21 protein-coding genes, 2 tRNA genes and 1 pseudogene are annotated in these 26,431 nt (G+C 37.5%); 1 reads left to right on the top strand and 23 read right to left on the bottom strand.

All coding sequences use genetic code 11. The features are described from left to right. Positions 1-580: 580 nt before the first annotated feature. Positions 581-1,936: a hypothetical protein gene (locus MT390_RS10665; RefSeq protein ID WP_240923612.1), complete on the top strand. Its 1,356-nt coding sequence runs from the start codon at positions 581-583 to the stop codon at positions 1,934-1,936. Between the two features lie 312 nt (positions 1,937-2,248). Here MT390_RS10665 and MT390_RS10660 read toward each other — a convergent pair whose 3' ends face one another. The 23 genes and pseudogenes from MT390_RS10660 to glmM form a co-directional block, all read right to left on the bottom strand. After that, positions 2,249-3,082 carry a DUF2971 domain-containing protein gene (locus tag MT390_RS10660; protein WP_499441051.1) on the bottom strand — a complete coding sequence of 278 codons (834 nt, stop codon included), beginning with the start codon at positions 3,080-3,082 and terminating at the stop codon, positions 2,249-2,251. A 591-nt stretch (positions 3,083-3,673) separates the two neighbouring features. Beyond that, positions 3,674-5,743 (bottom strand): S9 family peptidase, encoded by a 2,070-nt coding sequence (locus tag MT390_RS10655; protein ID WP_499441049.1) that lies wholly within the window; start codon positions 5,741-5,743, stop codon positions 3,674-3,676. 372 nt (positions 5,744-6,115) lie between these two features. After that, on the bottom strand, positions 6,116-6,712 hold the full coding sequence (locus MT390_RS10650; RefSeq protein ID WP_299665224.1) for an HD domain-containing protein: 597 nt from the start codon (positions 6,710-6,712) through the stop codon (positions 6,116-6,118). A gap of 272 nt (positions 6,713-6,984) precedes the next feature. Continuing rightward, on the bottom strand, positions 6,985-8,508 hold the full coding sequence (locus tag MT390_RS10645) for a DHA2 family efflux MFS transporter permease subunit (protein WP_499441047.1): 1,524 nt from the start codon (positions 8,506-8,508) through the stop codon (positions 6,985-6,987). A gap of 8 nt (positions 8,509-8,516) precedes the next feature. Beyond that, complete coding sequence (locus MT390_RS10640; RefSeq protein ID WP_499441046.1) at positions 8,517-9,713, bottom strand: HlyD family secretion protein; 1,197 nt, start codon at positions 9,711-9,713, stop codon at positions 8,517-8,519. Between the two features lie 93 nt (positions 9,714-9,806). Then, a complete protein-coding gene (locus tag MT390_RS10635; RefSeq protein ID WP_299665233.1) occupies positions 9,807-10,244 on the bottom strand; it encodes a MarR family transcriptional regulator in 438 nt (145 codons plus the stop codon). A 370-nt stretch (positions 10,245-10,614) separates the two neighbouring features. Then, a complete protein-coding gene (locus MT390_RS10630; RefSeq protein ID WP_499441044.1) occupies positions 10,615-11,241 on the bottom strand; it encodes an HD domain-containing protein in 627 nt (208 codons plus the stop codon). Positions 11,242-11,286: 45 nt separating this feature from the next. Continuing rightward, positions 11,287-11,604 (bottom strand): hypothetical protein, encoded by a 318-nt coding sequence (locus MT390_RS10625; RefSeq protein WP_166371618.1) that lies wholly within the window; start codon positions 11,602-11,604, stop codon positions 11,287-11,289. A gap of 76 nt (positions 11,605-11,680) precedes the next feature. Next, on the bottom strand, positions 11,681-12,142 hold the full coding sequence (locus MT390_RS10620) for a DUF1499 domain-containing protein (protein ID WP_499441043.1): 462 nt from the start codon (positions 12,140-12,142) through the stop codon (positions 11,681-11,683). 119 nt (positions 12,143-12,261) lie between these two features. Beyond that, a complete protein-coding gene (radD, locus tag MT390_RS10615) occupies positions 12,262-14,055 on the bottom strand; it encodes a DNA repair helicase RadD (protein WP_499441041.1) in 1,794 nt (597 codons plus the stop codon). 166 nt (positions 14,056-14,221) lie between these two features. After that, positions 14,222-16,078, bottom strand: coding sequence for a TIGR00341 family protein (locus tag MT390_RS10610; RefSeq protein ID WP_499441039.1), 1,857 nt, complete (start codon positions 16,076-16,078; stop codon positions 14,222-14,224). A 308-nt stretch (positions 16,079-16,386) separates the two neighbouring features. Next, the gene (locus tag MT390_RS10605; protein ID WP_499441037.1) at positions 16,387-16,989 is read right to left on the bottom strand and encodes a hypothetical protein; all 603 of its coding nucleotides are present in this window, start codon (positions 16,987-16,989) and stop codon (positions 16,387-16,389) included. Positions 16,990-17,011: 22 nt separating this feature from the next. Further along, entirely contained in the window at positions 17,012-17,221 is a 210-nt protein-coding gene (locus tag MT390_RS10600; RefSeq protein ID WP_499441035.1) for a hypothetical protein, read from the bottom strand. 75 nt (positions 17,222-17,296) lie between these two features. Beyond that, on the bottom strand, positions 17,297-18,235 hold the full coding sequence (gene truB, locus MT390_RS10595; protein ID WP_166371612.1) for a tRNA pseudouridine(55) synthase TruB: 939 nt from the start codon (positions 18,233-18,235) through the stop codon (positions 17,297-17,299). Then, a complete protein-coding gene (rbfA, locus tag MT390_RS10590) occupies positions 18,235-18,660 on the bottom strand; it encodes a 30S ribosome-binding factor RbfA (protein WP_028867992.1) in 426 nt (141 codons plus the stop codon). Before rbfA ends, truB begins: the two co-directional genes overlap by 1 nt. Before the next feature lie 92 nt (positions 18,661-18,752). Then, a complete protein-coding gene (gene infB / locus MT390_RS10585; RefSeq protein ID WP_166371611.1) occupies positions 18,753-21,404 on the bottom strand; it encodes a translation initiation factor IF-2 in 2,652 nt (883 codons plus the stop codon). Positions 21,405-21,429: 25 nt separating this feature from the next. Then, positions 21,430-22,929, bottom strand: a complete 1,500-nt coding sequence (nusA, locus tag MT390_RS10580; protein WP_166371610.1) for a transcription termination factor NusA — start codon at positions 22,927-22,929, stop codon at positions 21,430-21,432. A gap of 14 nt (positions 22,930-22,943) precedes the next feature. Continuing rightward, the gene (gene rimP / locus MT390_RS10575; RefSeq protein WP_166371609.1) at positions 22,944-23,402 is read right to left on the bottom strand and encodes a ribosome maturation factor RimP; all 459 of its coding nucleotides are present in this window, start codon (positions 23,400-23,402) and stop codon (positions 22,944-22,946) included. Positions 23,403-23,898: 496 nt separating this feature from the next. Further along, a tRNA-Met gene (locus tag MT390_RS10570) sits at positions 23,899-23,975 on the bottom strand. Positions 23,976-24,041: 66 nt separating this feature from the next. Beyond that, positions 24,042-24,127 (bottom strand): annotated as a pseudogene (locus tag MT390_RS10565). A 140-nt stretch (positions 24,128-24,267) separates the two neighbouring features. Beyond that, positions 24,268-24,352 (bottom strand) — tRNA-Leu (locus tag MT390_RS10560). Positions 24,353-24,362: 10 nt separating this feature from the next. Beyond that, a complete protein-coding gene (gene secG, locus MT390_RS10555) occupies positions 24,363-24,686 on the bottom strand; it encodes a preprotein translocase subunit SecG (protein WP_166371608.1) in 324 nt (107 codons plus the stop codon). Positions 24,687-24,898: 212 nt separating this feature from the next. Further along, positions 24,899-26,230: a phosphoglucosamine mutase gene (glmM, locus tag MT390_RS10550; protein WP_499441034.1), complete on the bottom strand. Its 1,332-nt coding sequence runs from the start codon at positions 26,228-26,230 to the stop codon at positions 24,899-24,901. Positions 26,231-26,431: the final 201 nt, after the last annotated feature.

Genomic DNA, 26,431 nt, shown 5'->3' with positions numbered 1-26,431 from the left:
TATTATTTCCTTTAGTTTTTAATGTGCTAAATCTAAGATCTAAAAGCACCTATTTAGCATCTGGCGACATTGACAGATACCTCTAAAGTGTAGCAAGAATGAAAATTATCGTTAGTTTACTTAAAGACCAATGAGATCAAAAACACCAATAAAATCAATAACTTTATTTTTCGATTATTCCCTATTAAATATCAGGTAAAAACAAGAGAGCTAAAACTAAAAATATAAATTCAAGTAAATGTCTTGAAACCTTAAAGAGAAATTAACACACTGCTCTAAGAGAAAGATTCGTTATTTTTATAATTACTTTTCAATCTCTTATGATTTTTATGCTAGTTATTATCAAACCAGAACAAGAAATTGAATTCATATCATTCGCTTGTCATATCAACACTATTAGTGATAAATAAATGAAATCAGCTAATACCTTATTTGCTATCTATTTTTATATAAAATCAGGAATAAAGTTACTCGCTAAATAGCTTAAATTGAACTTCTTATCAGCAACCGTAATAATCATTCTAATAGTGCTTCTCATTTTTATTATTTTTAAATCAATTAATTAGTGTATATTTATTACATGAATGCAGTTAATGCATGGGTTTTATATCGTTTTGGTGGTTTTATGTCAGTGCTCTCTACAAACAGCGTTTTTACTTCTCTTCAACAATCAGGGCCTTTCACTGTTTCTGAACACTCACTAAATATCGGACGCTTTTCTCAGCAAACGCGTCAATGGTTAAAAAATTTACAAAAGAATCCTAACAACGTCACAAAATATCGCGCTTTACGTAGCCAAATATTTGAATTTTTAGGCGTTGATGATTTTGAGCAAATTCAAACCCTCATTTCAGATAAAGCATTACGAGAAAAGCGCTCTGAGCGAGCATTGTGCTTATTAGGTAATATGTTTGGCATCAACGGTAACCTCAATGAAATAAAGAGCCGTGTAGATGAGTACTCTCGTACAGCTGATGCCGTCATTCACTCTATTATTGGTAAAATCCTTTCTCCCTACGCTTCACATATTGAAGCGACTAATGAGATAGAAGTCACTAACAACCCCGTTGAATTGTTATTAATCATGTTCAATGATGGTTACCATAAAAAAGCACGCTTTGAAGCGCGACGTAAACTCATTTTAATGACCCTCGCTGCAAGTATTGATCAACGAGAACGAGAAACAGATATTGAAAGCAAATTCTCCGCTTTTCTAGCCTTTTTAAACGGTTATGTTTGGAGCCCAAATTTAAAAATAGGGGAACTGGATCCCGTCTATCTCTATTCAAAACATCGACCAGAGGACTTTAGCTGTAATGCAGTAACGGTTTTAGATCCAGCACAGGCTAAGTTAATACAACTAGCAAAAGGTGAAAAGTTAACTCTATTAAAACGCCGTAGCTTTACAGTCGGAGTGAAAAAAACTCCTATTTACGTTTCTATTAGAAAAAAACCACCGCAGGCAAAGGTTTTAAAACTATTACGAAAAAACCAAAAAAATCCAGCGGTTGCAGTAGATGATGAACTTGGACTGATGGCCGTACTTGATTCGGTAAGCGATGTAAAAGCTTTTCAGCAACACCTCACGCGTAGCGCTTCAAAAGCAAACTCTTTAATGGTTTTAGAGGATATCTCCGACACTTTAAGTGAACATTCTCAATATCAAGGTCGCGCAGTAGGGTCTAGTGATAAAACAGCTATGATGAAGTTTTTTGCTCGTTTAGGCGGTATGCGAGTGGAATTTATTATTCATACGAATAAAACCTGGTTAAATTATAGATATCAACAAGATGTTGCTCATAATGAATACGAAGTAAAACGTATATTTGATACTGGTGTGATTGAACTACTATTCCCAATGGATATTTTTCACCTCAAACATCTTAAAACCCGTGATGAAATGGTGCAGTTTTTTCGTAAGCAAATAGAGTCATAACGGCGTGAGTCTTGTTAACCCAAATGAGAGTTAAATGCCCCGAGCTAAGCCGCTTATGCTTATTCGTTTATACCTTAGTTACTTTTGCTCGATGTTCAAAAAGTAACTCTTTGTACAAAAGTAACTCCTTATGCAAAAAGGAGCTCAGGACGTAAAGGTACAGTTTAGTGATTTAAATGATCATTTCCTCTAATAAATAAGCTTAATCTTTATCGAGGGTTATGAATCGAATGTTATGAATCGAGCGTTACGACTATTTTTTAATACAAAAAAGTATTTAGGGAATTACTCAGATTTAAATAATAAGTGTATTTATAAGCTTTTAAATTCTAAACGATAGGACTTTTCTGCAATATAGGCTTTACTCAACTTCACGTGTGAAAACTCTGGAGTCTGGTCAATAATTGTTTTTATTTTGTCAGCAAGCTCCTCTGAAGCATTCGCTCCTAAAATAATTTCCTTAATGATTTCTTTAGGGTATTTAAATAAATGTATATCGCTATCCGCACATTCAATTAGCATATCTGAGTCGTGCAAAACTGCACAAAACCGCCACTCTTTTTCATGTGACCAGGTATCAGATTTATGTAATAGTAAATCTACACCGACATTAGACTTAATCACTTTAATTGGATGTTGCTCAATATACTCAACTTTCCTAAGATGGTAAAAATCGTCCTCCATGGTTCTCTTTTGGTTAAAAAAGTAATTAGAAGTATCGAATTTAACGCAGAACCCTTGATGGGAATCAGCATAATGTGACCACATTAATAAATTATCTGGCTCCTCCGTTAAGCAAAGTACGCCTATTACTTCCCCCTGATTTTGTTCGCTAGTTTCCCCCGTAAAACTACTAGTCTCTGGCGGCGTAGTTGCAATCACTTGCTGCTCTTCTAATAAATTTTTATTCGCTTTAAACTCTAAATCTGGGCTTGACGCTTTTACTGGTAGCTTATCTATTTTATTATATGAACCTAAGTTTTCTTCTGTGTTGGATACATCTGGCATAGCATCTTTGATACCACAAGTAGAAGTGACAGGCTTTAATTCAAAAGGATCATTAAAGTCGATAGGTTGCGTTAAACGAATACATCCACTTTCAATGACATCCAACCTAGCGGGCTCAAAATACTTAAATAGGTGCATTCAGGTCTCCATTGTTTAATGATTCAGAGTAAGAAGAATCTTATATTCACATTAATAACTAATTATTTCATTCATTTGATATATTCAATTCAACAATACACGCATAAACATTTAAATCAACAGCTTAAGGCATTAAATAAAAAAAAATAATCAAACCATAATCACAAATATAAGTTATTTATGGTAAGTACACATTTAACTAGATCAATAAATATGCAGATAAATAATTTGATATTCGATAATAAATTTAGTTAACCTTATGTAGTTAATGTGAATTCGAGATAAAAATATTTTAATTCCACCTAATAGTTATTCTTTTTTCAGAGTTTCTAACTGAAAAGCGATCTATTTTAACGGCAAGATTGATCATCTATTTAGCGGAATTGGTATAAAGTAGAGCAATAAGTTATTGAGATTAGAATTATTAGGACAGAGTAAAAGCGAAATTGGCTAGCGATAGTCAAAAAAAGTGATAAAAACGGGCTACATTTTCATCACTTATTAGTTGTTATCTAAGTGCTATCTATTATTCAGCCAAACTATTTTTAATTAAGTAAGCTATCTAAGGGTATCTAAGAGTCAAAATAAAGCTTAACATTTTGCAAGATCAATCAAGAAAGCAAACTCTCGGGCCGTATCTTCAAAATGTTTAAATCTTCCTGATTTACCACCGTGTCCGGCTTCCATATCCGTGTATAACATTAGCTGATTATCATCGGTTTTTAATTCTCGTAACTTGGCAACCCATTTAGCAGGTTCCCAGTATTGAACCTGAGAATCATGTAACCCAGTGGTAACTAGCATATTCGGATACGCTTTTGCTTTAACTTGATCATAGGGGCTATATTCAAGCATATAATGATAAAATTCAGGATCATTTGGATTCCCCCATTCATCATATTCCCCCGTGGTTAATGGAATGGAATCGTCTAACATCGTTGAAACAACATCAACAAAGGGCACAGCAGCAACCACGCCGCGGTATAGTTCAGGTGCTTGGTTGATAACAGCCCCCATTAATAAACCACCAGCACTTCCTCCCATTGCAAATACGTTATCTTCAGCGCCATATTTTTTTGCAACCAGAGCCTTCGACACATCAACAAAGTCATTAAAGGTATTTTTCTTTTGCAGTAATTTACCTTGTTCATACCAATCACGACCTAACTCTTCACCACCACGTATATGCGCAACAGCATAAACAAAACCACGATCTAGCAAGCTTAGGTTAGCAGAGCTAAAACCAATATCTAAACTATGGCCATAGGAGCCGTAAGCATAAACAAGTAATGGATTACTATGATTAAATAGTTCACGCTTATAAACCAATGAAACAGGCACTTCTGCACCATCTCTTGCGGTTACCCAAACACGTTCACTTTGATAATCTTCACTATCGAAATCCCCCATTACTTGGCTTTGTTTTAGCTGCACAATTTTGCCACTATCAAGGTCTAATTCGTAGACGGTAGAGGGTGTTGTAAAAGAGGTATATTGATAACGAAATTTACTCGTCGCAGGTTGTGGATTATGATGGCTGAACACAGTGTAAACGGGATCATGAAAAGTCAGAGCACGGGACTCTCCGGTTTTAAAATTGATTTGTCGTAATACTGGTAAGCCTAGTTCACGCTCCTCAACAATTAACCAGTCCTGCATTAACTCATAACCTTCCAACAAAATAGATTCTCTTGCCGGTACTAGTGTTTGCCAGTGTTCAGGTTGGACCGTTTGCAACTCGTCCAGTTGTGTCGTTATTGTGTGTAAAGCAAAGTTTTTGCCGCTGTAATTACTCAGTATAAAGAATTGGCCATGGAAATGATCAACACTGTATTCATGGTCTCTTTGTCTTGGTAAGAAATATTTAAAATCTTTATATGGTTGGTTTGCATCTATGATCAAACATTCAGAAGTCATAGTACTATCAGCACAAATTACTAAATACTCTTCTGATCGTGTTTTATATAAACCCAAAGAAAAAGTATCGTCAGTTTCTTCATAGATAAGTACATCATTTGTAGATGGCTCACCTAATGTATGACGATATACCTGATATGATAATAACGTTTGCGTATGTTGTTTTACATAAAAAACAGTTTTGTTATCGTTCGCCCAAACTACATCTGTCACATCTTCAATACTATCTGCAAATATCCCATTAGTGCGTAGATCTTTAAAATGTAAAGTATATTGACGACGACTAACGGTATCTTCACTGAAGGCCAAAAGCATTGAATTAGGCGATAATGCAAGTGTACCTAATTGATAGTAGGCAAAACCTTGTGCTCGTTCATTACAATCAAAAAAGATTTCTTCGGTCGCTTCTAGCGTACCTTTACGGCGTGTATAAACGCTATAATCCTTACCTTGATCGTAACGAGAGATATACCAGAAGCCTTTTTTAAAATACGGAACGGATTCTATTTCAGGCTCCTGTCTTGCGACCATCTCATCATACAAGGTTTGCTGTAACGCAGACAAAGGGGCCATTTGTTGTTCTGTGTAGTTATTTTCTTCTTCTAAATAAGCTAATACCGCAGGGTCTTCTCGCTTATCATCACGTAACCAAAAATAATTATCTTTACGTTTGTGGCCGTGCATATCATGTACGTAAGGTTTGATAGGGGCAGTAGGTATAACAACATCTACTTTATTCGTCATATTTTCTCTCTTCATCGCATGCATTAAAATCTAACCTATTACAGCTATATTGATGATAGCCATTGGCTAGCCACAATACATCTAGCCTAGATTGAAAGCTACCAATGAAAATGCCTAATCATTAAAATTTTATATCTATCAACACACCATTACATCAATCAAAAAATACCCTTTCTTGAGTTAAATAGGACAGTTATTTTATTGTTTTTCTTAAATAGGTTTTCTTAAATGCTTTACTAAATCAACTTTTAAATCGACTTTTAAATCGAAGTACAGCCTTAATTGGCACTATTGCACGATCTAATTAAGGCTTAAATACACAGATGAGTGCAGTAGATTTAATGAATAAAACATTAAACCTTTTATTACTGATTAATTAGCGGTAAGCAACCAACCTTTAGCGACGGCAAGCTCAGTTTGTGAAACAACATATTGCCATAATTTAGGCGCTATAGTTTGTAAGTGATTGTTGCGTGCCAACACCTGTGCTTGACTGATTTTATGTTTAGCCCAACTACCGCCTTGGTTATTCATGTTTTGCACCAGTGGTAATATTCTATCCATGGATTTAGCAAATTGTGCATCGCTAGTGTTAGCTTCTTCAAACTCAAGCCACAGACTTTTATACTCTTCGCTTTGTGAAGTGGGCAATAAACCAAACAAACGTTGTGCCGCTTTTTCTTCTTTTAAAGCTTGTTGTTGATGGTCTTTTTGTTCGGCAAAGGCAAATAGATCTCCCGCATCAATTTCAATAATATCGTGGATCAATAGCATCTTAATTACGCGCGTCATATTAATCGGCTTTTCTGCATAACCTTGCAATAACTGTGCAGTAAGCGTGATGTGCCAGCTATGCTCTGCACTGTTTTCATGGCGGTTTTTATCTTCTTTGACCGTGGTTTGACGGTATACCGCTTTTAGTTTGTCTATTTCGATGATAAACGCTAATTGCTGTTCTAATTCAGTCATGATTAATCCCTGTAAAGTAACCTTTTGTAGCTTTATTTTTCATTAAAACCTTCCTATGAAAAAGTATCATTTGAAAAGTAGCATTGAAAAAATAGTATTGAATAAGCTATGTTAAATAAATAATGTTGAAGAAATAAAATTGAAAAAATAGTATTAAGATGGACATTATGAAGACACAATTACATAATTTATTCCTAATCAAAAGCAATAAGTTACAGTGAGCCCTTACATTAAAAACCTCTACCAACCATTCAACTAATACAAGCTTATGTTTAATCTCCTGCCGCCGCTGGGGCTGATTTGATAAAAGGGCCTTTTGCAAACCATATCAGACCAATTAAGACAAAAAATAAACAACCTAGCATATAAAAGTAATCATTCATCGACATCATATATGATTGCTGAGTAACAATGTTATTAACGGATGCGAGATTAGCTTGGGTTGCTCCCCCCATCTTATCTAAATACTCCACTGTACCTAACTGATATTGACTAACATGTTCCGTCAAAGTCGCGTGGTGATAGTCGGCTCGACGATTCCAAAACCATGTGGTTAATGAGGAGGCAAAACTTGCGCCTAACACACGTAAAAAAGTCGTTAAGCCCGACGCATCGGCTATTTGATGGCCTTTTAAATTAGACAAGAAAATAGTGGTCAATGGCATAAACATGAAGGCAATCCCAATCCCCATGAACAATTGCACCTCAGCCACGGAAGCAAAATCTACAAAGGTATTAAAGTTGGCGCGTAAGAAACAAGAAATGCCAATCACAATAAATGAAATGCTAGCGAGTAACCTTAGATCTGATTTATGTGCATATTTTCCAACTAATGGCGCTAATATTAATGGTAGTACGCCCATTGGAGCAGCCGCAAGACCAGCCCATATCGACGTGTATCCCATATACAGTTGTAACCACTGCGGTAATATAATATTGATTGCAAAGAAAGCCGCATAGCTTAAAACTAAAGCGATAGTACCAAAGGTATAATTGCGATCTCTAAATAAATATAAATCTACAATTGGGTTTTTCTCTGTCAGCTCCCAAATAACAAATGAGATTAATGCAATCACAGAAATAATACTCATGATCACGATTTGTGTGGATTCAAACCAATCTTTATTATTGCCTAAGTCTAATACTACTTGTAATAAACCAACCCCTAACACTAACAATGCAATACCAATATAATCAATGGGCATTTTTGCAGTTGTTTCTACTCGATCTTTTAACTGCTCCCAGACCACTACACAACAGAAAATACCGATTGGAATATTAATAAAAAAGATCCAAGGCCAAGAATAATTATCGGTGATCCAACCGCCTGTAATCGGCCCTACTATCGGAGCAACGACTGTCACCATCGCTATTAAGGCTAATGCAGCGCCACGCTTTATCGAGGGGAAGATAGCGAGTAATAACGTTTGGCACATGGGAAACATTGGCCCAGCAAAAAAGCCCTGCAACGCTCTGAAGGTAATCAACTCTGGCATGCTAGTGGCGATACCACATAAAAAAGAGGTTAGCGTAAACAGTGAAACAGAAATAATAAATAACTTCAGTTCACCAATACGTCGTGAAAGCCATCCTGTGAGTGGCAATGCAATAGCATTACATACCGCAAAAGAAGTAATGATCCAGGTACTCTGCTCTGAACTCACTCCTAAATTTCCAGCAATCGTTGGTAAAGCAACGTTAGCAATAGTGCTATCAAGCACTTGCATAAAAGTTGCTAAAGCCAATGCAATAGTTGCTAGAACAATACTCGGCGGCGTATAGGTTTGATCATTCATAACCGCCCCTATTCAGGGCTAATATTATTAATACCTACATTCTCATGTAGTATTTTGGTCACTAAATGGTCAACCTCTTGCAGCGTATTCTGATAAACATCGGTATCGAAGCGCGCTTCTTGTTGAGGACTTTCTGAAAGCAATGCCCCACTGCTATCTTCAATATCCACTTTTGCTAACATCGATAAACCTATTCTTAAGGGGTATTGTGCTAGGTTATCTTTTTGTAAACGAATTTTAACCGGTAAGCGTTGTACAATTTTAATCCAATTCCCACTCGCATTTTGAGCGGGCAACAATGAAAATGCACTGCCAGTACCGATCCCTAGACTTTCAATTTCACCTTTATACTCTACTTCTTTACCGTATAAATCTGAGGTCAAAATAACCGCTTGTCCAATACGCATATCACGCATCTGGCTTTCTTTAAAGTTTGCATCAACCCATACTTGATGCAAAGGAACAATCACCATCATTTGTGTGCCAGGTTGAACTTGACTACCTAACTGGACGGCGCGTTTTGCTACATAACCGCTGATAGGAGCAACAATATCTGCACGCAGATTATTTAAGTATACTTGGCGTAAATTAGCGACTGCAGATTTAATCGCTGGATGGGTTTTAAGTACCGTATTATCGACTAATGAAACAGCCATTTTAAGCGCCTGTTGTGAAGCAAGATATTGACTCTTAGTGGTTTCAACCAAGTCTTTGTAGTGATTCAAATCTTCCTGAGAAATTGCCCCTGATTTAGCCAGCTTTTGACGGCGCTTATAATCACTAATCGCTTGATTATATTCGACCTTAGTAGCTTCCAAACTCGCTTTCGCGTTATCAGCAGTTGCATATAAGCTACGTACTTCACGAACCGAGTTAGCTAATTTAGCTTCCGCTGCTTGTAGCGCTATTTGCGTATCATTGGAATCTAAACTAATCAGTATTTGACCTTTTTCAACGTAATCCCCTTGATCCACAACAACTTTACTCACCGTGCCTGAAATTTGTGGGGAAATGACCACTAAATCACCATTCACATAGGCATCATTGGTTTCTTCAGAGTATTTGGCATAAACCTCATAATAAAAAAACCAAGTTGCAGCAATAACAACCAATACAATAAACAAAATAAAGAAAGAGGTTTTACGCTTACTCTTTTTAACTGGGTCATTAGCCATAGTACTTGTTGTTTTTTCTGATGTTTGCATGCTTTACCACTTATTTGTTAACGATCTCTCTGGTTATAGGAGATAAATAAAATAGGAATGTGACACTCAAAGTTATTCTTATAATTAGGTTGCTTAGGCTGGTAATAAACGCGTTAGAAGCGCACTCAACTGTTCTATCTCTTGTACAGAAAGGTCCCCAGTCAACAAGGGAGCCACTTGATTGTCCATACACTCCAAACATTGCGCTAATAATAATTTTCCAGTGATTGTTAGTTCGAGTATGACACCACGTTTATCTTTAGGGTTAGGCTGTTTATCTATTAATTCTTTTTTCACTAACCTGTCCACCATTCGGGTCATTGAGCCCCCATCAATAGTGAGATATTTACTAAGGTCAGCCGGAGAATCAATCTCATAATAATGCACTGCAGCTAATACTTTGAACTGTGCAGAGCTGATATTAAAAGGCGCTAAATATTGATTTAGTAACAGCTCTTTACGTTGATTAACTAAACCAATCAGTTTCGCTAATGGTAAACCTAATGATTTAATGTTTAGTTGATGAGTCATAGGGAGCAGGTTTCCTGATTATTAGTTGCCTAGGCAATAAAAAAATAATACTGCCTAGGCAGGTAAATTGTCAATATTAATTATTCATATCAATATGACAGTTAGCGACTTATTTCTTTATATTAGTTAAAGGATATTTGAATTGGCTTAAGGTTATTTGAATTTACTAAAGGTTATTTGAATTAGCTAAAAGGCACTTGCTTTAAGCAATTTGATTATAAAAAATTACTTAAAGCAATGTTATTTAAGGTGATTTTATTTAAGGTAATTTTATTTAAGGTAATGTTATTTAAGGCAATTTTATTTAGAATAAAGTTAATTAGGGTAAAGCTGTCTACCCCCAATCGCCAGTGACTTGATAATTATTGCTTTAAATTTCTAAAGCTAACTGTTGCAGATAACTTTCCATAAACTGCGTGCGCTGCGCTGCAATATCTTGCGCTGTTTGGGTATGCATTAAGGAAGCTAATTTTAATAACTTTGTATAAAAGTGATCCAGTGTAAAACGTTGATCATCTAACGTTCTTTGCTCAGAAAATGCATCTTCAGACGCATATAGTGGTCGCTTTAATTGGCTACTTACTTGAATACAACGCGCAATACCAATCGCGCCAATCGCATCTAATCTATCAGCATCCTGCACAATTTTTGCCTCAAGGGTATTGGCTATTAACCCACCACTATAGCTATGTGCTGCAATCGCATGATGGATAGCATCTAGGTACTGTTTTGGATATTCGATACTTGATAAGAATTGAATGGCTTTATCTGCCGCATGTAATGAGCTTTGACTGCGTAGAGGATGATTTTTAGGGTAGCTAACACAGTCGTGCAACCAAGCAGCAGGTAATACTACGTTTAGTTCTGCCTTCTCTTTTTTCGCTATCAGTGTTGCTAACTTAACTACGCGTTTAACGTGCAACAAGTCATGTGCTAAATCCGTTTTCATATTTTCAGCAATAAAACTTTCACACTGAGCTTGATACTGTTTAAACATTTTTTCTCATTCCTATCACTTTCAATGGAAGTATCATCCTCCTAATTAGCAATCAGTAATATGCTGCTCTAACAGTTCAATCAATAAACTTGGTGATATCTCAGCCAGTGACACTTGCTTAATAAAAGTAAAATCTTCAGTCCCGGATTGACCGGTACCAATACCTACAACTTCAGGATGAGCATCAAGAATAATAAACATTAATCTCTTTTTAAGCTTAACATTATCAATAGTCACTGCATTAGAGGCCTGTAAACTTTGCTCTAGTAGGCCCACTGCAGTAGAAAGTTGCGGATACTTTTCCGTTAATTGATCATTACAGTTAGCCACTAACGTTAGCAGTTGTTCAATATTTTTATTCATTTATTATTCCCGATTTTCTACTACTCTAGTTAGCAACTAACATTACTTATTTCTGAATCAAATTATTCTTTAACGCCTATTTAGCTGCTCCCTGTAACAAAAGCTTAAGCGCTTCAACCCGTTTTTTATTCGCACCGAGGTCACTTTTCCCTACACGCGACGCAGATCGAAAATGTAATAAATTATCGTCACTGACTCTCAGTTCCAAATCATCAACAAATCCAAAGATACCTGATGTAAAGGTCGCCGCGATATAATCATCTTCAATATTGACAATTTTACCACCCATCGATTCAACGCGAGTTTTTAATTGAGTAAGGAACACCACTTTATCTCCATTAAAAGTAAAAGGCTGAATATTATTATCAACGCCATCAATGGTTTCACTAAATACACAATTTTCAATACTGGTACAAGCCTGTAGTTTTCCTTGTTTTAATCCGGGAGCATGTCCTGTTTTAGACATTACGCCTAGCACAAAAAAAGCAATCACTATCACAACAACAATTGCAGTCAGTATAATTAGAATTTTATTCATTTTCTTAAATCCTTGTTTTTTTTATTTCAATTTAACTATTTATGCTGGTTATATGTAGTATTTATATCGCTAACTATATAACTGGTTATGTTTAACTGCCGATGTATAGCTCTCTAACTCTATTCAGGTTGCAACTGGGCTAATACTTCTACAGCTTTGGGAAATTGCTCAATATTAAACAACTTATCTCTGACCTGCCAAAATCGCCCGACTTTATTAGCAATGACTATTTCAGGTGCTTGTAATCGGTGTTCATTAAGCATCACTTTAGTCACTGATGAGTGAGTAAAAGGGCGAAAACGATCAATTAAGTGTGGTTGAATAAAGCGTTGTAAAAATTGTGCTTTTTGCTTTGCAGTGGTTAATTGCCACACTTCACTTATTTGTCCTTGGCCGCCGCTATAGGTAACCTTTAATTGGTTTTTCCCATGTTTATTCTTGCTAGCAGTAAGCGCCATATCATCACAACGAATAATCATCGCATCTTTCAATTTTAATGCTTCTCTTAACTTTTTATCGGGGTCAACCAATACAGCTTCACAATGCCCACAAACGCGTGCTGCAATATCATTATCCATTCCACATTGATCACAAAACTTAGCCCGAAAACGATAGTTACAATGCACGCGTTGCTCAAACTTATTGCCATCATCATCTTCGGTAATTTTTAACGAATACCCCTGGCATTTACGACCATAATGTTCAATTACAAAACCGGCAGTATCCACCTTACCCCAAAAGTTATTAGTAAACTGGCAAGCTGGACATGGAATACTCACTATTTCACTGCCACTTTCTGGTTTTTCTTGCCCCACTTCTGGTTGATACAAGTCATAACAATTACCAGCAAACTCCATCACTAAACAATCTTTTTTACCCTCGGATAAACGTAACCCTCGGCCTACTATTTGTTGGTATAAACTGATCGACTCAGTGGGACGCAAAATAGCGATTAAATCAACGTGTGGAGCATCAAAACCAGTGGTTAAGACCGATACATTAACTAAGTATTTAATTTTTTTATTTTTAAAGTTTTGAATAATTTGATCGCGATCTTTACTTGCGGTATCACCAATAATTAATGCCGCACTTTCACCTTGTAAATAACCTAAAATTTCTTGTGCATGTTTAACTGTTGAAGCAAATATCATCACACCTTGACGGTCTTGAGCGTGAGTAATAACTGACTTGATAATTTCAGGCGTAGCTCGGCCCGACTTTTCTATTACTTTATTTAAATCAGCTTCTTTATAAGCTCCCGTATTAGCCGGAGAAATTTGCGAAAAATCATAGCTGAGCACAGCCATATCCATCACTTTTGGCTCAGTTAAAAAATGCTCATCTAATAAAAATCGAATTGGCAAATCAAAAATGCAATCACGGAAAAACCGTGCTTCTTCACTGCGCACTTGGCCGCGGGTATGATATTGATAAATCCAACCTAAACCTAGACGATACGGTGTTGCTGTTAATCCTAAAACCTTTAAATTTGGGTTGATAGCCTGTAAGTGTTTAATCACTTTTTGGTAACTAGAATCACCTTGCATGGGTACACGATGACACTCGTCTATCACTAACAATGAAAAGGCATCTGCAAACAGATCAAGGTTGTTTACGATAGACTGTACCGAGGCAAAGACGACTTGTTGGGATGTTTCTTTACGCCCTAACCCTGCAGAAAAAATAGATGCTTTCACGCCATAACTTTCATATTTAGCATGATTTTGTTCAACTAACTCTTTAACGTGAGCGAGTACTAACACTCTACCTTTCGCTATTCTGGCAAGCTCCGCGATGATCAGGCTTTTACCTGCACCAGTCGAAAGTGCTAAAACGGCAGGGGAACTATGACGACGAAAATAATGCAGTGTGGCATTAACGGCATCTTGTTGATAAGGACGAAGTTGATACATAAAACAATACGCAGTGAGTGATTAAAAAAAGAGTAAGCATAGCATTTTCAATACTTTTTTGATGAGAAAAATCAATGGCTGATCAGTAATTACTGCTAGCAATTATCGCCAGCAACTACCAATAAGCCATTTTTAGGTAAAGAGGCTGCTATTTTTTAATTAACACTCATCGACGAATAATAACTTGTGCTTCAAGGATAACTTTTTGTTGTAGCTGTGATTCAATGGTTTGTTTAATCAAATCTAACTTCGCAGTAGTTAAGGTAGTTGGGGTCATTAATTTAACCGATATTTCTACTGGTTGAAGTGCTCTTGCATGCACTTCTCTAATCACTACTTCACCTATTTTTTTACCTTCAAGCTGTTGCATAATAGCGGCTTCATCGGATAAACGCATAAAACTAAAAATCAATGGAATAGAAACTAATGCAACGCCTATAAAAGCAATCGTTAAACCTTTTTTGGCTCGGGTAAAGGGAGCAAAACCTAATGCTAAAAAGGTCAGAGCGGCAGCAAACACAATGCCTGCCAAGTTAGTCAGGAACAACAATAGCGCTCCCCAAGCCACATGTAAGTCTAACCAGCCAATACCTATGCCAGTCACAGCAAGTGGCGGAACTAGTGCCACAGCGATAGCGACACCAGCAAGACTTTTAGCCGCATCAACGCGCGCATGTGCGTAGGCGCCTGCAATACCTGAAATAACAGCAACACCCAGATCTAATAAACTTGGGCTTAGCCTGGCGGCAATTTCAGGGGTCACAATTTCCATTGGAATAATAAAGCTAGCAAAGGAGGAAAACCCCAAGGACACCAATATACCGATACACAAAGTAGTGGCACTGGCAGTCAGTAGAGAAGGGTCTTGTCTGGCCAGTGCCATCGATAGTGAAATAATAGGCGCCATTAACGGGGCAAGGATCATCGCACCGATAATAACTGGTGCTGAGCTTGCAAATAACCCCACACTGGCTAATAAAGTCGATAACGCCATCAAAGTCAGGAATGCAGTGGTGGTTGTCGCGTTGTCACGCAATAATTGATACAACTCTTTAAATTCTTCCGTTGCAGCATGTCCAACAAATGCTAGTGTTTTTCCCGCTATTTGCATTACTGCTTCACCGGCGGGTAATCTTTCTATTTTGATCTGTTCTTTTTGCGCACTTGTGGTGTCTATTATTGGTAACTCTTCACCCGCTAATAAGGTTAATACGTGATGATCAATGGTCACTAATAACGAATCGGATTGTTGCTCTTGTCCATCCAATTGATAGGTTAATTGCTGATCGTTTTTAATTTCTAATTGTTTGGTTTTTAATAATCCTAAAAAGCTGGGTAAGCTATAGTGTCTGCCTAAGGTGGAAACGACAAAAAATCGTAATAACTCCATGATACTGCGCGGGGCAATAATCATAGCGTGGCACATTCCATCATTAATGTGACTATTGGGTAATATGCTTTTAGCTAACCATGAGCCGTGCACGTGCGCAGTCACAACAACACCTAATGCCGCAGTAGTAAAATTAGTTTCATTTTCTGTGCTAAAGGATATTTTTTGAGGGCAAGCTTGGCGAATTTTAGCAACGTTCTGCCAAGCTAATTTAGCTCTTTCTACAAAGTCTAATATTTTAACACTTGGTAATAAATTAAAACTTTCACCAATCACCAGAGATGAAAGCAAAATATTGCCATTACAACGTACAATATCAACTTGTTCAGGGCTACTTAACTCAGCTTCTTGAATCGCTTTTTCAAGGTTACGATGAGCACAAAACCCACGTTTCGCATAACGAGAATCAGGGTGAGGTAAAATAGCAAGGTGCCATCCACCTTCTATCGCAGCCTCTATAACAGCGGGTGCTTGCTGATCGTTAAGGTACGCATAAACACGACTACCTGCGCTGAAGTGAATATCACCTTCATCCCAAGCTCGAGGTAAAATGGCTTGTTTAAAAAAAGGTAACAAATGCTCAGCTAACTGATCTTTTTGCTCGATATCAAAAAGTAAGAAACTATCAGCCATATTCGAATCTCAACACAAATATTAAAAGGAATTCTAGTATGCGCATAGCTTATCAGGAGTGCAATAAATACAGGAAAGAACTGTTATCAAAGGGGAAATTTACGATTAAAAAAAGAAATAGTGAGTTCTGTCATTTCACCGTATAACTTATTAGAAATACAGTAAATACAGAAAAGAAACGTTGAAAAAAGAAATTGAGGATTAGAAAGTGAAATAATGCGATCCATTATTTCACTTAGATAAAACCAGTAGACTATTTATAGAACCATTAGTATCTATAAAACCAGCAGTATTTATAAATAAAAGGTTTAGTCTTTCAGTTGTTTTTCTACATCAGCCACAATGCTTTCAGGCGCACCAATATATTGAGCATGATTCAATAATACGGCGTTGTCATTATGTACTAATAACAATGCGGGGAAAGCAGCTGTTCCCATAAAAGCTTGTAGATCAATAATTTCAGATTGCACAAACATCGCATCTTTGCTTAATTCTTCTTTAAATACTTTGTTTGGAATTGATAACTTAAGATCTTCAGCTAACTCATTAAAGTCTATCTTTTTACCTAAAGAGTTACCGCTAACAAAGTGTTCATGTTGTAAAGCTTGTAAAACGGGTAAAAACTTGTCTGACTGTTTAGTTGCAATCCAAGTTAATAGATTCGCGCTGATAATACTATTTTTAGGGCTATCCGCAAAACGCACATATTCCTGTGAAAAAGTCACATCACTTTCTCTCTCAACCGCTTTAATGGTATTAAAGCCAACGCTATTACCACCATCGTAATTAGCACAATGCCAAGCATGTAATTCCATCTCAGGAAATGCTTCAGTTAAAGCAACAACCAAAGGCGTTGCAGCATAACTCCATGGGCAATGAGAGTCGTAAATAAAATATAATTCTGAGCTCATAAAACCTACCTTTTTCGACCGATTAACTATCGAGTTCTAAATTTATCAGGGTACAACCTTTAATGCATTGCACACCACTTTCGCCTTCACTGATGACAGTCAACGTTAACGGTTGCTGGCATTGCTCGCAAAGTACTGTTTTGCCCTTAGCAAGGCGCTTGATTACATTACGCTGCTGATTAAAAGAGTCAGCGGCAGTTTTATTTATTTGAGAAAAATCTATTTTAGTCATCTTAACTATGCCAATCTATTTCAATATAAATTTCATTTAAAATGCTGAGCTTTGTTTAAAAATCTCAGCTTTATTTTAAAGATCTAAATTTGCTAAACGTTTCGGTGCAATTAAACCATCATCGTTCATTTCACCAACACCAATGAAAGTATGCTGCTCACCAACAGTGATCCTAACAATCGTATTATCTGGCGCACCAAATACTTGTACTGGTTGGCCATGTAAAACATAAGCGCCCATCTCATCTGAAATATTAACTTCAGGATAGTTTTTAACTGCAGTATCCATTTCTAACAATAGCGGATCCAACAAGTCATAAGGACTAACATCTTCTTCTTTAGCTTGCTCAATTAACGCTTCTAGCTCATCAATAGTGATCATGCGTTCATAAGGATAGTCTGCAACCTGTGTACGGCGTAACATCGACACATGTGCGCCACAACCTAATAATTCCCCCAGGTCATCTACAATTGTTCTAATGTAGGTACCTTTACTAACATGAATATCAAGATCAATTTCATTTTCTTCGAAACGTAGCTGATTAATTTCATAAACCGTAATAGGACGAGCAGGACGATCAATCGTAATACCTTCACGTGCGTACTTATATAGTGGTTTTCCTTCAAATTTCAATGCTGAATACATTGAAGGAACTTGCATGATATCGCCACGAAAAGTATCTAATGCAGTATCGAGTTGTTGTTGCGTTACCGAAACTGGTTTTTCACATACCACATCACCTTGCGAGTCACTGGTATCGGTGCGAATACCTAAAGTAGCGGTCACGGTATAACGCTTATCTGAATCTAATAAGAACTGCGAGAACTTAGTCGCTTCACCTAAACAAACAGGTAACATACCAGTAGCTAGTGGATCTAATGCACCGGTATGCCCTGCTTTTTGAGCAAAGAAAATTCGTTTTACACGTTGTAATGCATGATTGGAACTGATGTCCGTAGGTTTATCTAATAATACGATGCCATTGATCGGGCGACCCTTTCCACGTTTTGCCATTACTTCGCTTCCTCTTCTTCTGTTGCTTCTAGCTCGTCTTCTTCACGGCCAGCTTCTTTAAGCTTAACTTTATCGTTTTTCACTGCACCGCTTACTAATTCAGAAATACGTAAACCTTCAGTTAGTGTTTCGTCAAAGCAAAAACGTACTTCAGGAACAATACGTAATTTCATTGCTTTACCCAGTAAACGACGGATATAACCAGCAGCAGCATTTAAGCCCTTTAATGATTCATCGTTTGTCTGTTCACCGATAGTAAAAAAGGTCACGTATACCGTTGCATAAGCAAGGTCACGAGTAATATCAACACCAGAAATAGTCACCATTCCAATGCGTGGATCTTTCACTTCTTGTTGTAAGATTCGAGCAAGTTCTTTTTGTACTTGCTGAGAAACTCGAGAAGCACGGCTATATTCTTTTGCCATTTTTAACTCCTAGCACAGCACTTATTAAGCGCTGTTTTAAATGAGAATGGAGGCAAAAGCCCCCATTATTAATCATTATTTATAAATTGAAATTATAAAGTACGTTTAACTTCAATAATTTCAAATACTTCTATTTGGTCGCCTACGCGTACATCGTTGTAGTTCTTAACACCGATACCACATTCAACACCATTACGTACTTCAGTTGCGTCATCTTTAAAGCGACGTAATGATTCAAGTACACCTTCGTAAATAACCACGTTTTCACGTAGTACACGAATTGGGTTGTTACGTTTAATAGTACCTTCTGTCACCATACAACCAGCGATTGCGCCGATCTTAGGAGATTTAAATACTTCACGTACATCAGCAACACCTGTGATTTCTTGTCTAAACTCAGGTGCTAATAAACCACTCATTGCAGCACGTACTTCGTCAATTAAGTCGTAGATAATACTGTAGTAACGTAGTTCAACTGCTTCGTTATCGATTAACTTACGCGCAGATGCATCAGCACGAACGTTAAAGCCGATTACGATTGCCCCAGAAGCTGATGCTAATGAAGCGTCAGTTTCAGTAATACCACCAACACCACGGCCGATAATGTTAACTTTAACTTCATCAGTAGATAGTTTGTTTAGTGACTCGCAGATTGCTTCAAGTGAACCTTGTACATCCGCTTTAAGTACTAAGTTAAGCTCAGATACTTCGCCAGATTCCATGTTAGAGAACATGTTTTCAAGTTTCGCTTTTTGTTGACGAGCAAGTTTAATATCACGGAATTTACCTTGACGGTATAATGCAACTTCTCGTGCTTTTTTCTCATCTTTAACAACGGTTGCTTCATCACCCGCTTGTGGAACACCAGACAAACCTAAAACTTCAACTGGAATAGACGGACCAGCAGATTCGATTGGATTACCATTCTCATCACGCATTGCTCGAACACGTCCGTATTCAAGACCACAAAGTACGATATCACCCTGTTTCAGTTCGCCTTGCTGTACTAGAATAGATGCAACTGGGCCACGACCTTTATCAAGACGAGATTCAATAACAACACCAGATGCAGGACCCGTTGAAACAGCTGACAAATCTAACATTTCAGCTTGTAGTAAGATGCTATCTAATAATTCATCAACACCAGTACCTACTTTCGCAGATACGAATGAGAAGATATTTTCACCACCCCATTCTTCAGAAATAACATCGTGTTGAGAAAGTTCAGTTTTAACACGGTCAAAATCTGCACCTTCTTTATCGATTTTATTCACTGCAACCATTAGCGGAACACCCGCAGCTTTGGCATGTTGAATCGCTTCGATAGTTTGTGGCATAACACCATCATCCGCCGCTACTACTAGTACAACGATATCCGTTGCTTTAGCACCACGAGAACGCATCGACGTAAACGCCGCATGTCCAGGAGTATCTAGGAATGAAATCATACCTTTATCAGTATCTACATGGTAAGCACCGATATGCTGTGTAATACCACCTGCTTCACCGTCAGCAACTTTAGCGCGACGAATGTAATCTAGTAATGAAGTTTTACCGTGGTCAACGTGCCCCATGATAGTAACAACTGGCGCACGAGATGTTTTCTCACCACCTTGTTGTGCTTCAGCTAGTACTGATTCTTCTAACTCATTTTCTTTCGTTAGGATAACTTTGTGACCCATTTCTTCAGCTACAATAGTCGCTGTTTCTTGGTCGATAACTTGGTTGATAGTTGCCATAGCACCCATCTTCATCATTACCTTGATCACTTCAGTTGCTTTAACAGCCATTTTACTTGCTAGTTCTGCAACCGTAATCGTTTCACCAATTTTAACGTCACGTTCAACTTTAGCGGCTGGTTTTTCAAACGCTTGTTGTAATGCAGATGGCGTTGCTGTTGCACCTTTTTTACCACGACGATTATTACGGTTATTACGACGTGAGTAAGGTGTTTCAAGTGGTTTATCAGCAACCGCTTTCTTTTTCTTTTTACGGTGTGTTGGACCTTCCGCTTTAGCATCAACTGAATCTTCTGCAGCACGCGCTTCTGATGATGTAGTTACATGGTAATCTGCACCTTCAGCGGCTTTACGGTCTGCTTCTTCTTTAGCCCAACGTGCAGCATTTTCTTCAGCTAGTTTTTTAGCATTCTCAGCTTGTAGTACCGCTTCTTTTTCAATTTTAGCTAGCGCTTCTGTTTCTGCTTTCTTCTGCAGATCAGCTTCTTCTTTTTCAAGTTGCAGCTGTTCATCTGTTTTAGTTGACTTAGCAGCGGCTTGTTTTTGCTTATTTGCTACTGCAGCAGCTTTTGCTTTTGCTTCGGCTTCTTTCTTAGCTGCCATTTTTTCAGCTAATACTTTTTCAGCTTGTTCTTTTTTAGCATCAAGTTCAGCTTGAATTTTAGCTTCAGCCTCTACTTTTAATGCTTGCTCAGCAGCTCTTTCAGCTTGAATTTCTTCATCACTACGCTTTACAAAAGTACGTTTTTTGCGCACTTCAACATTGACAGCGTTTGATTGACCTTTAACATTTAACGTTGTTTTTGTTTTACGTTGTAAAGTCATTTTTTGTTTTTGTTCGCCACCGTGTTGCTTTTGCAAATAAGTAGTTAATTTTTCTTTTTCTTCAACACTCACTGAATCACTTGCTTTTTTAGTTATACCTGCATCGGCAAACTGTTTAACTAAAGTATCTTCAGATTTATTTAAGTCTTTAGCGAGGTCTTTTAATAGAATTTCTGACATTATTTATTTCTCCATACTGACGCTATTAAGCATCTTCACTAAACCAACAGATATTACGTGCAGCCATAATTAGCTCTGCTGCTTTTTCTGCATCTAGTTTTTCAATCTCTAGTAGATCATCAACAGCTTGCTCTGCTAAGTCTTCTAACGTAATTACACCTTTACTTGCTAATACAAATGCAAGGTGCGGCTCTAAGCCTTCAAGTGCTAATAAATCATCAGCTGGTTTTGCACCTTCTAAACTTTCTTCTTCAGCAAGTGCTTTTGTCGCTAATACATCTTTAGCTCGAGTACGTAACTCTTCAACCATCTCTTCATCAAAACCGTCAATCGCTAGTAACTCATCAGCTGGAACATAGGCAATTTCTTCTAGAGAACTAAAACCTTCTTCAACTAATACACCAGCAAAGTCTTCATCAACCTCTAATGCTGACGTAAATAATGAAATTACGCCATCCGCTTCAGCTTGATGCTTAGTTTTTAATTCCGCTACAGTCATTACATTTAATACCCAACCAGTCAGTTGTGATGCTAAACGAATATTTTGACCATTACGGCCAATTGCTTGTGCTAAGTTTTCTTCTTCTACAGCAATATCCATGCTGTGTGTATCTTCATCAACAACAATTGATGCTACTTCAGCCGGCGCCATTGCATTGATTGCAAATTGTGCTGGATTCTCATCCCAAAGGATAATATCAACACGCTCTCCGCCTAGCTCATTTGAAACCGCTTGTACACGTGCGCCACGCATACCTACGCAAGCACCGATTGGGTCGATACGTTGGTCATTTGATTTCACTGCAATTTTTGCACGTGAACCAGGATCGCGAGCAGCACCCATTAAGTCGATCATCTCTTCCGCAATTTCTGGCACTTCTAAGCGGAACAACTCAACTAATACTTCAGGTTGTGTACGTGTCATAAACAATTGAGCGCCACGAGCTTCAGGGCGAACAGCAAACAACAAACCACGTAAACGGTCACCTGGACGGAAATTTTCACGAGGTAGCATTTCATCACGGAAAATAACCGCTTCTGCATTGTTACCAAGATCTAATAAGATGCTATCACGTGTCATACGTTTAACAACACCAGTGATTAATTCACCTTCTTTTTCTGCATATTGTGCAACAACTTGTGCACGCTCAGCTTCACGTACTTTTTGTACGATAACTTGTTTTGCAGTTTGTGTTGTAATTCGGTCAAAAGTAACAGAATCAATTTCATCTTCAATAAATTCGCCAACTTGGATCTCAGGGCTATCATATTGAGCAGCTTCAAAAGTCATCTCTTTTGCGGGATTTTCCATTTCAGCATCTGACTCTAATACTAACCAACGACGGAAAGTATCAAAATGTCCAGTTTCACGATCAATGTCAACACGCACTTCAATTTCTAATTCGTACTTCTTCTTTGTTGCAATAGCCAGTGCACTTTCCAATGCTTCAAAAATCGCTTCTCTTGGTAAGCCTTTTTCATTTGAAACAGCTTCAACAACCAATAAAATTTCTTTATTATTCATTTTTAACGCCTTAATTAATCAAATTTCGGAACTATGTTCGCTTTTTGGATATTACTCAGCGCAAAACGCTCTTCTTTACCCTCTACTGCAATACAAATGATTTCACCATCGACATTGCTGATCACACCTTTCCATCTACGACGATTTTGAATCGGCATACGTAGTTGTATTTTTACTTCTTCACCTAAAAACGCAGCATATTGTGCCGCATTAAATAGTGGTCTTTCTAATCCCGGAGAAGATACTTCTAGTGTGTATTCGTTAGTGATTGGATCTTCAACATCCATAATAGCACTGACTTGGCGGCTTACAGCTGCACAGTCATCTACTAAAATACCTTCTTCTTGGTCAATATAAACACGTAATGTGGAGTGTTTACCCGCACGAACGTATTCAATGCCCACTAACTCATAGCCAAGATCTTCAACACTTGGCGCTAACATTTCAGTTAGACGCTCTTCTAAACTTGCCAAATCTATCCCCTTTCAGAAACAAAAAAAGGGCATATAGCCCTATTTCAAATAACAACTTATGTTTATTTTTGATAAACATAAGTTGTCAGTTAAACGTATTAAATACAAAATCAAATACGCAAATAACAAAAAAGCCCCAATAAATTGGAGCTTCATTCGTTTTGTTTGATTGAATCAAACAGATATTGCGATAGGAAACTACAATATCGAATGTGGTTCAGGGAGTTCAATTTAACAACTACGACCTTCGCCAGTGTTTTATTAAGAGTTGAGCCCGACGAGCTTTCCTTAAAACATACACTAAAATGTGGTTGCGAGAGCAGGATTTGAACCTACAAACTTCGCCAGTGTTTTATTAAGAGTTGAGCCCGATGAGCTTCTCTTAAAACATACACTAAAATGTGGTTGCGAGAGCAGGATTTGAACCTACGACCTTCGCCAGTGTTTTATTAAGAGTTGAGCCCGATGAGCTTTCCTTAAAACATACACTAAAATGTGGTTGCGAGAGCAGGATTTGAACCTACGACCTTCGGGTTATGAGCCCGACGAGCTACCAGACTGCTCCATCTCGCGTCCGAACTGATATTTAAATGTTTAATTAACATTTAAACTAAAACTTTATCTAAGTGAGAACACTTGTTACGAGAGCAGGATTTGAACCTACGACCTTCGCCTTTTCTTATAAAGAAGGAGCCCGACGAGCCAAATGACAGCTCCATCTCGCGTCCGAACTATTATTTAAATGTTTAATTAACATCTAAACTAAAACTTTATCTAAGTAAGAATACTTTTTATTTTCTATCACTCTGAAAACGAGGTCATTATATATAAAGTGTGATCTCAGTGCAATCTAAAATCTAATGTTTGGTGCGGATAGAGAGACTTGAACTCTCACGGCCTAAGCCACAGCCCCCTCAAGGCTGCGTGTCTACCAATTCCACCATATCCGCTTTAAAAATATTACTCAGGAATCTGAGTCGAGGTATCTACTTCAACAGGTACTTCTACAACTTCTTCAACAGCTAGGTTTGAAAAGTCATCATTTACAGATACTTTATGCGTAGAAAGGTTACCTAGTACTAAGCTTAATACAAAAAATGCTAATGCTAAGATACCCGTAGTACGGGTCATGAAGTTACCAGAACCACCTGCACCAAATACTGTATTAGAAGCGCCAGAGCCAAATGATGCACCCATGCCAGCTCCCTTACCTTGTTGGATTAAAACAAAACCAACTAAAATAATTGAAACAATTAAATAAACAACTAACAGTATTTCATACATATTTATATTACCTAATTTATCTTATTAAAACTTTATGCTCTCACAAAGAAGCGGACGAATACTACCCAATGCAAGTGCGGATCACAAGTGAATATTAATACAAATTAATAACTGTTGGTGCTTCTTTACAAAACCGCATAAAAAAGCATCAACATTTTCTATTTTAACAGTATTTAAAACAGACTTTATTATTTTGAGTTGTGTATACCCACTTAAATTTTTACTTTACTCGCTAATGATTTTGCATAAGCGATAACTTGCTCTTCACTTTCATCGGCTTCAACCATAACTCTAAATACAGGCTCGGTACCTGACTTTCTCAATAAGACACGACCACGGTTGCCTAATAACCCTTTGATACGAGACAGTTCTTCTAACACGTCTTTATCCTGTAACGGATCTATTTGATTATTATAGCGAACACTCTCAACAATCTGAGGATATTTACGTATACCTTGTCGTAAATCATGCAAATTCATTCGGCTACCTTGCATCGCACTGATCACTTGTAAACCAGAAACAATACCATCACCTGTTGCTAAATAATCGGCGCAAATAACATGACCTGATATTTCTGAACCAATACTCCAACCATTTTTTTTCATGAGTTCCATGACATGGCGATCACCCACATCAGAACGATCGAAAGGAATACCTAATGTTTTTAATGCTTGCTCCAAACCAAGGTTGGACATTATTGTGCCCACTGCCCCACCATTTAAAGTACCTTTACGTAATTTATCGCGTGCGATAATGTACAATATCTCATCGCCGTCAAGTACATACCCAGTATGGTCAACCATCATCACACGATCGCCGTCACCATCAAATGCGATACCAAAATCAGCTTTTTCGTTGATCACACGTTCAGCAATTGCAGCCATACTAGTAGCACCGCAATTTAAATTAATATTAATACCATTTGGCTGAACGCCCATGGTAATCACTTCTGCACCTAATTCACTGATCACTAACGGAGCAATATGATAGGTTGCGCCATTAGCACAATCGACAACAATTTTAAGACCACTTAAATCATACTGAGAAGGAAAAGTACTTTTACAAAACTCAATATAGCGACCTGCCGCATCATTAATACGATAAGCCTTCCCCATTTCGCTACAATCGACGCAAATTAATTCTTTATCAATTTCAGCTTCAATTTCTAACTCTACTTTTTCAGATAATTTAAGTCCTTCCTCAGAGAAGAATTTAATACCGTTATCATAATATGGATTATGAGAAGCACTAATTACGATGCCAGCAGTAGCACGGAAAGTATGTGTTAAGTAAGCAACAGCTGGGGTAGGCATCGGCCCCATTAAAACAGGAATAACACCTGCAGAAGTAAGCCCTGCTTGGAGTGCGGCTTCGAGCATATAACCTGAAATTCGCGGATCTTTACCAATTAATACTTTTTTATTACCAGATTTAGCTAAGACTCGGCCAACAGCCCAACCTAGCTTTAATGCAAATTCAGGGGTAATTAAAGATTCACCAACTTTGCCGCGAATACCATCAGTACCAAAATATTTTTTCTTCATTGAAAAGCTCTTATTATAATAAGTAATAGTAATTGCATCTTGAATTCAAGTAATAAGCACTCTAACTTTTTGCATTAAAAGTCTTAGTTTAAGGTGTAAACTGATACAAATGATTGAGTCACTTGTAAAACTTACAACCAAATCAAGTAATGTTAGTCAGTAAAATAGAGCATTTAATCGGTGTCATTGGCTAATACCAAT

Origin of the sequence: Vibrio sp. 2-Bac 85 (assembly GCF_037546705.1) — a bacterium.
In the GTDB taxonomy this organism is placed as follows: domain Bacteria; phylum Pseudomonadota; class Gammaproteobacteria; order Enterobacterales; family Psychromonadaceae; genus Psychromonas.
Note: the sequence above shows the minus strand (reverse complement) of the source record. Positions and strands in the feature narration are given on the sequence as shown.

What these genes read in the sequence shown, in the direction of transcription:
- MT390_RS10640 (WP_499441046.1), bottom strand. Translation starts at nt 9,713, where the DNA reads ATGCAAACATCAGAAAAAACAACAAGTACTATGGCTAATGACCCAGTT.
- MT390_RS10665 (WP_240923612.1), top strand. Translation starts at nt 581, where the DNA reads ATGAATGCAGTTAATGCATGGGTTTTATATCGTTTTGGTGGTTTTATG.
- MT390_RS10605 (WP_499441037.1), bottom strand. Translation starts at nt 16,989, where the DNA reads ATGAGCTCAGAATTATATTTTATTTACGACTCTCATTGCCCATGGAGT.
- MT390_RS10630 (WP_499441044.1), bottom strand. Translation starts at nt 11,241, where the DNA reads ATGTTTAAACAGTATCAAGCTCAGTGTGAAAGTTTTATTGCTGAAAAT.
- MT390_RS10635 (WP_299665233.1), bottom strand. Translation starts at nt 10,244, where the DNA reads ATGACTCATCAACTAAACATTAAATCATTAGGTTTACCATTAGCGAAA.
- secG (WP_166371608.1), bottom strand. Translation starts at nt 24,686, where the DNA reads ATGTATGAAATACTGTTAGTTGTTTATTTAATTGTTTCAATTATTTTA.
- MT390_RS10660 (WP_499441051.1), bottom strand. Translation starts at nt 3,082, where the DNA reads ATGCACCTATTTAAGTATTTTGAGCCCGCTAGGTTGGATGTCATTGAA.
- MT390_RS10655 (WP_499441049.1), bottom strand. Translation starts at nt 5,743, where the DNA reads ATGACGAATAAAGTAGATGTTGTTATACCTACTGCCCCTATCAAACCT.
- MT390_RS10610 (WP_499441039.1), bottom strand. Translation starts at nt 16,078, where the DNA reads ATGGCTGATAGTTTCTTACTTTTTGATATCGAGCAAAAAGATCAGTTA.
- infB (WP_166371611.1), bottom strand. Translation starts at nt 21,404, where the DNA reads ATGTCAGAAATTCTATTAAAAGACCTCGCTAAAGACTTAAATAAATCT.
- MT390_RS10625 (WP_166371618.1), bottom strand. Translation starts at nt 11,604, where the DNA reads ATGAATAAAAATATTGAACAACTGCTAACGTTAGTGGCTAACTGTAAT.
- radD (WP_499441041.1), bottom strand. Translation starts at nt 14,055, where the DNA reads ATGTATCAACTTCGTCCTTATCAACAAGATGCCGTTAATGCCACACTG.
- MT390_RS10620 (WP_499441043.1), bottom strand. Translation starts at nt 12,142, where the DNA reads ATGAATAAAATTCTAATTATACTGACTGCAATTGTTGTTGTGATAGTG.
- rbfA (WP_028867992.1), bottom strand. Translation starts at nt 18,660, where the DNA reads ATGGCAAAAGAATATAGCCGTGCTTCTCGAGTTTCTCAGCAAGTACAA.
- glmM (WP_499441034.1), bottom strand. Translation starts at nt 26,230, where the DNA reads ATGAAGAAAAAATATTTTGGTACTGATGGTATTCGCGGCAAAGTTGGT.
- MT390_RS10600 (WP_499441035.1), bottom strand. Translation starts at nt 17,221, where the DNA reads ATGACTAAAATAGATTTTTCTCAAATAAATAAAACTGCCGCTGACTCT.
- truB (WP_166371612.1), bottom strand. Translation starts at nt 18,235, where the DNA reads ATGGCAAAACGTGGAAAGGGTCGCCCGATCAATGGCATCGTATTATTA.
- nusA (WP_166371610.1), bottom strand. Translation starts at nt 22,929, where the DNA reads ATGAATAATAAAGAAATTTTATTGGTTGTTGAAGCTGTTTCAAATGAA.
- MT390_RS10645 (WP_499441047.1), bottom strand. Translation starts at nt 8,508, where the DNA reads ATGAATGATCAAACCTATACGCCGCCGAGTATTGTTCTAGCAACTATT.
- MT390_RS10650 (WP_299665224.1), bottom strand. Translation starts at nt 6,712, where the DNA reads ATGACTGAATTAGAACAGCAATTAGCGTTTATCATCGAAATAGACAAA.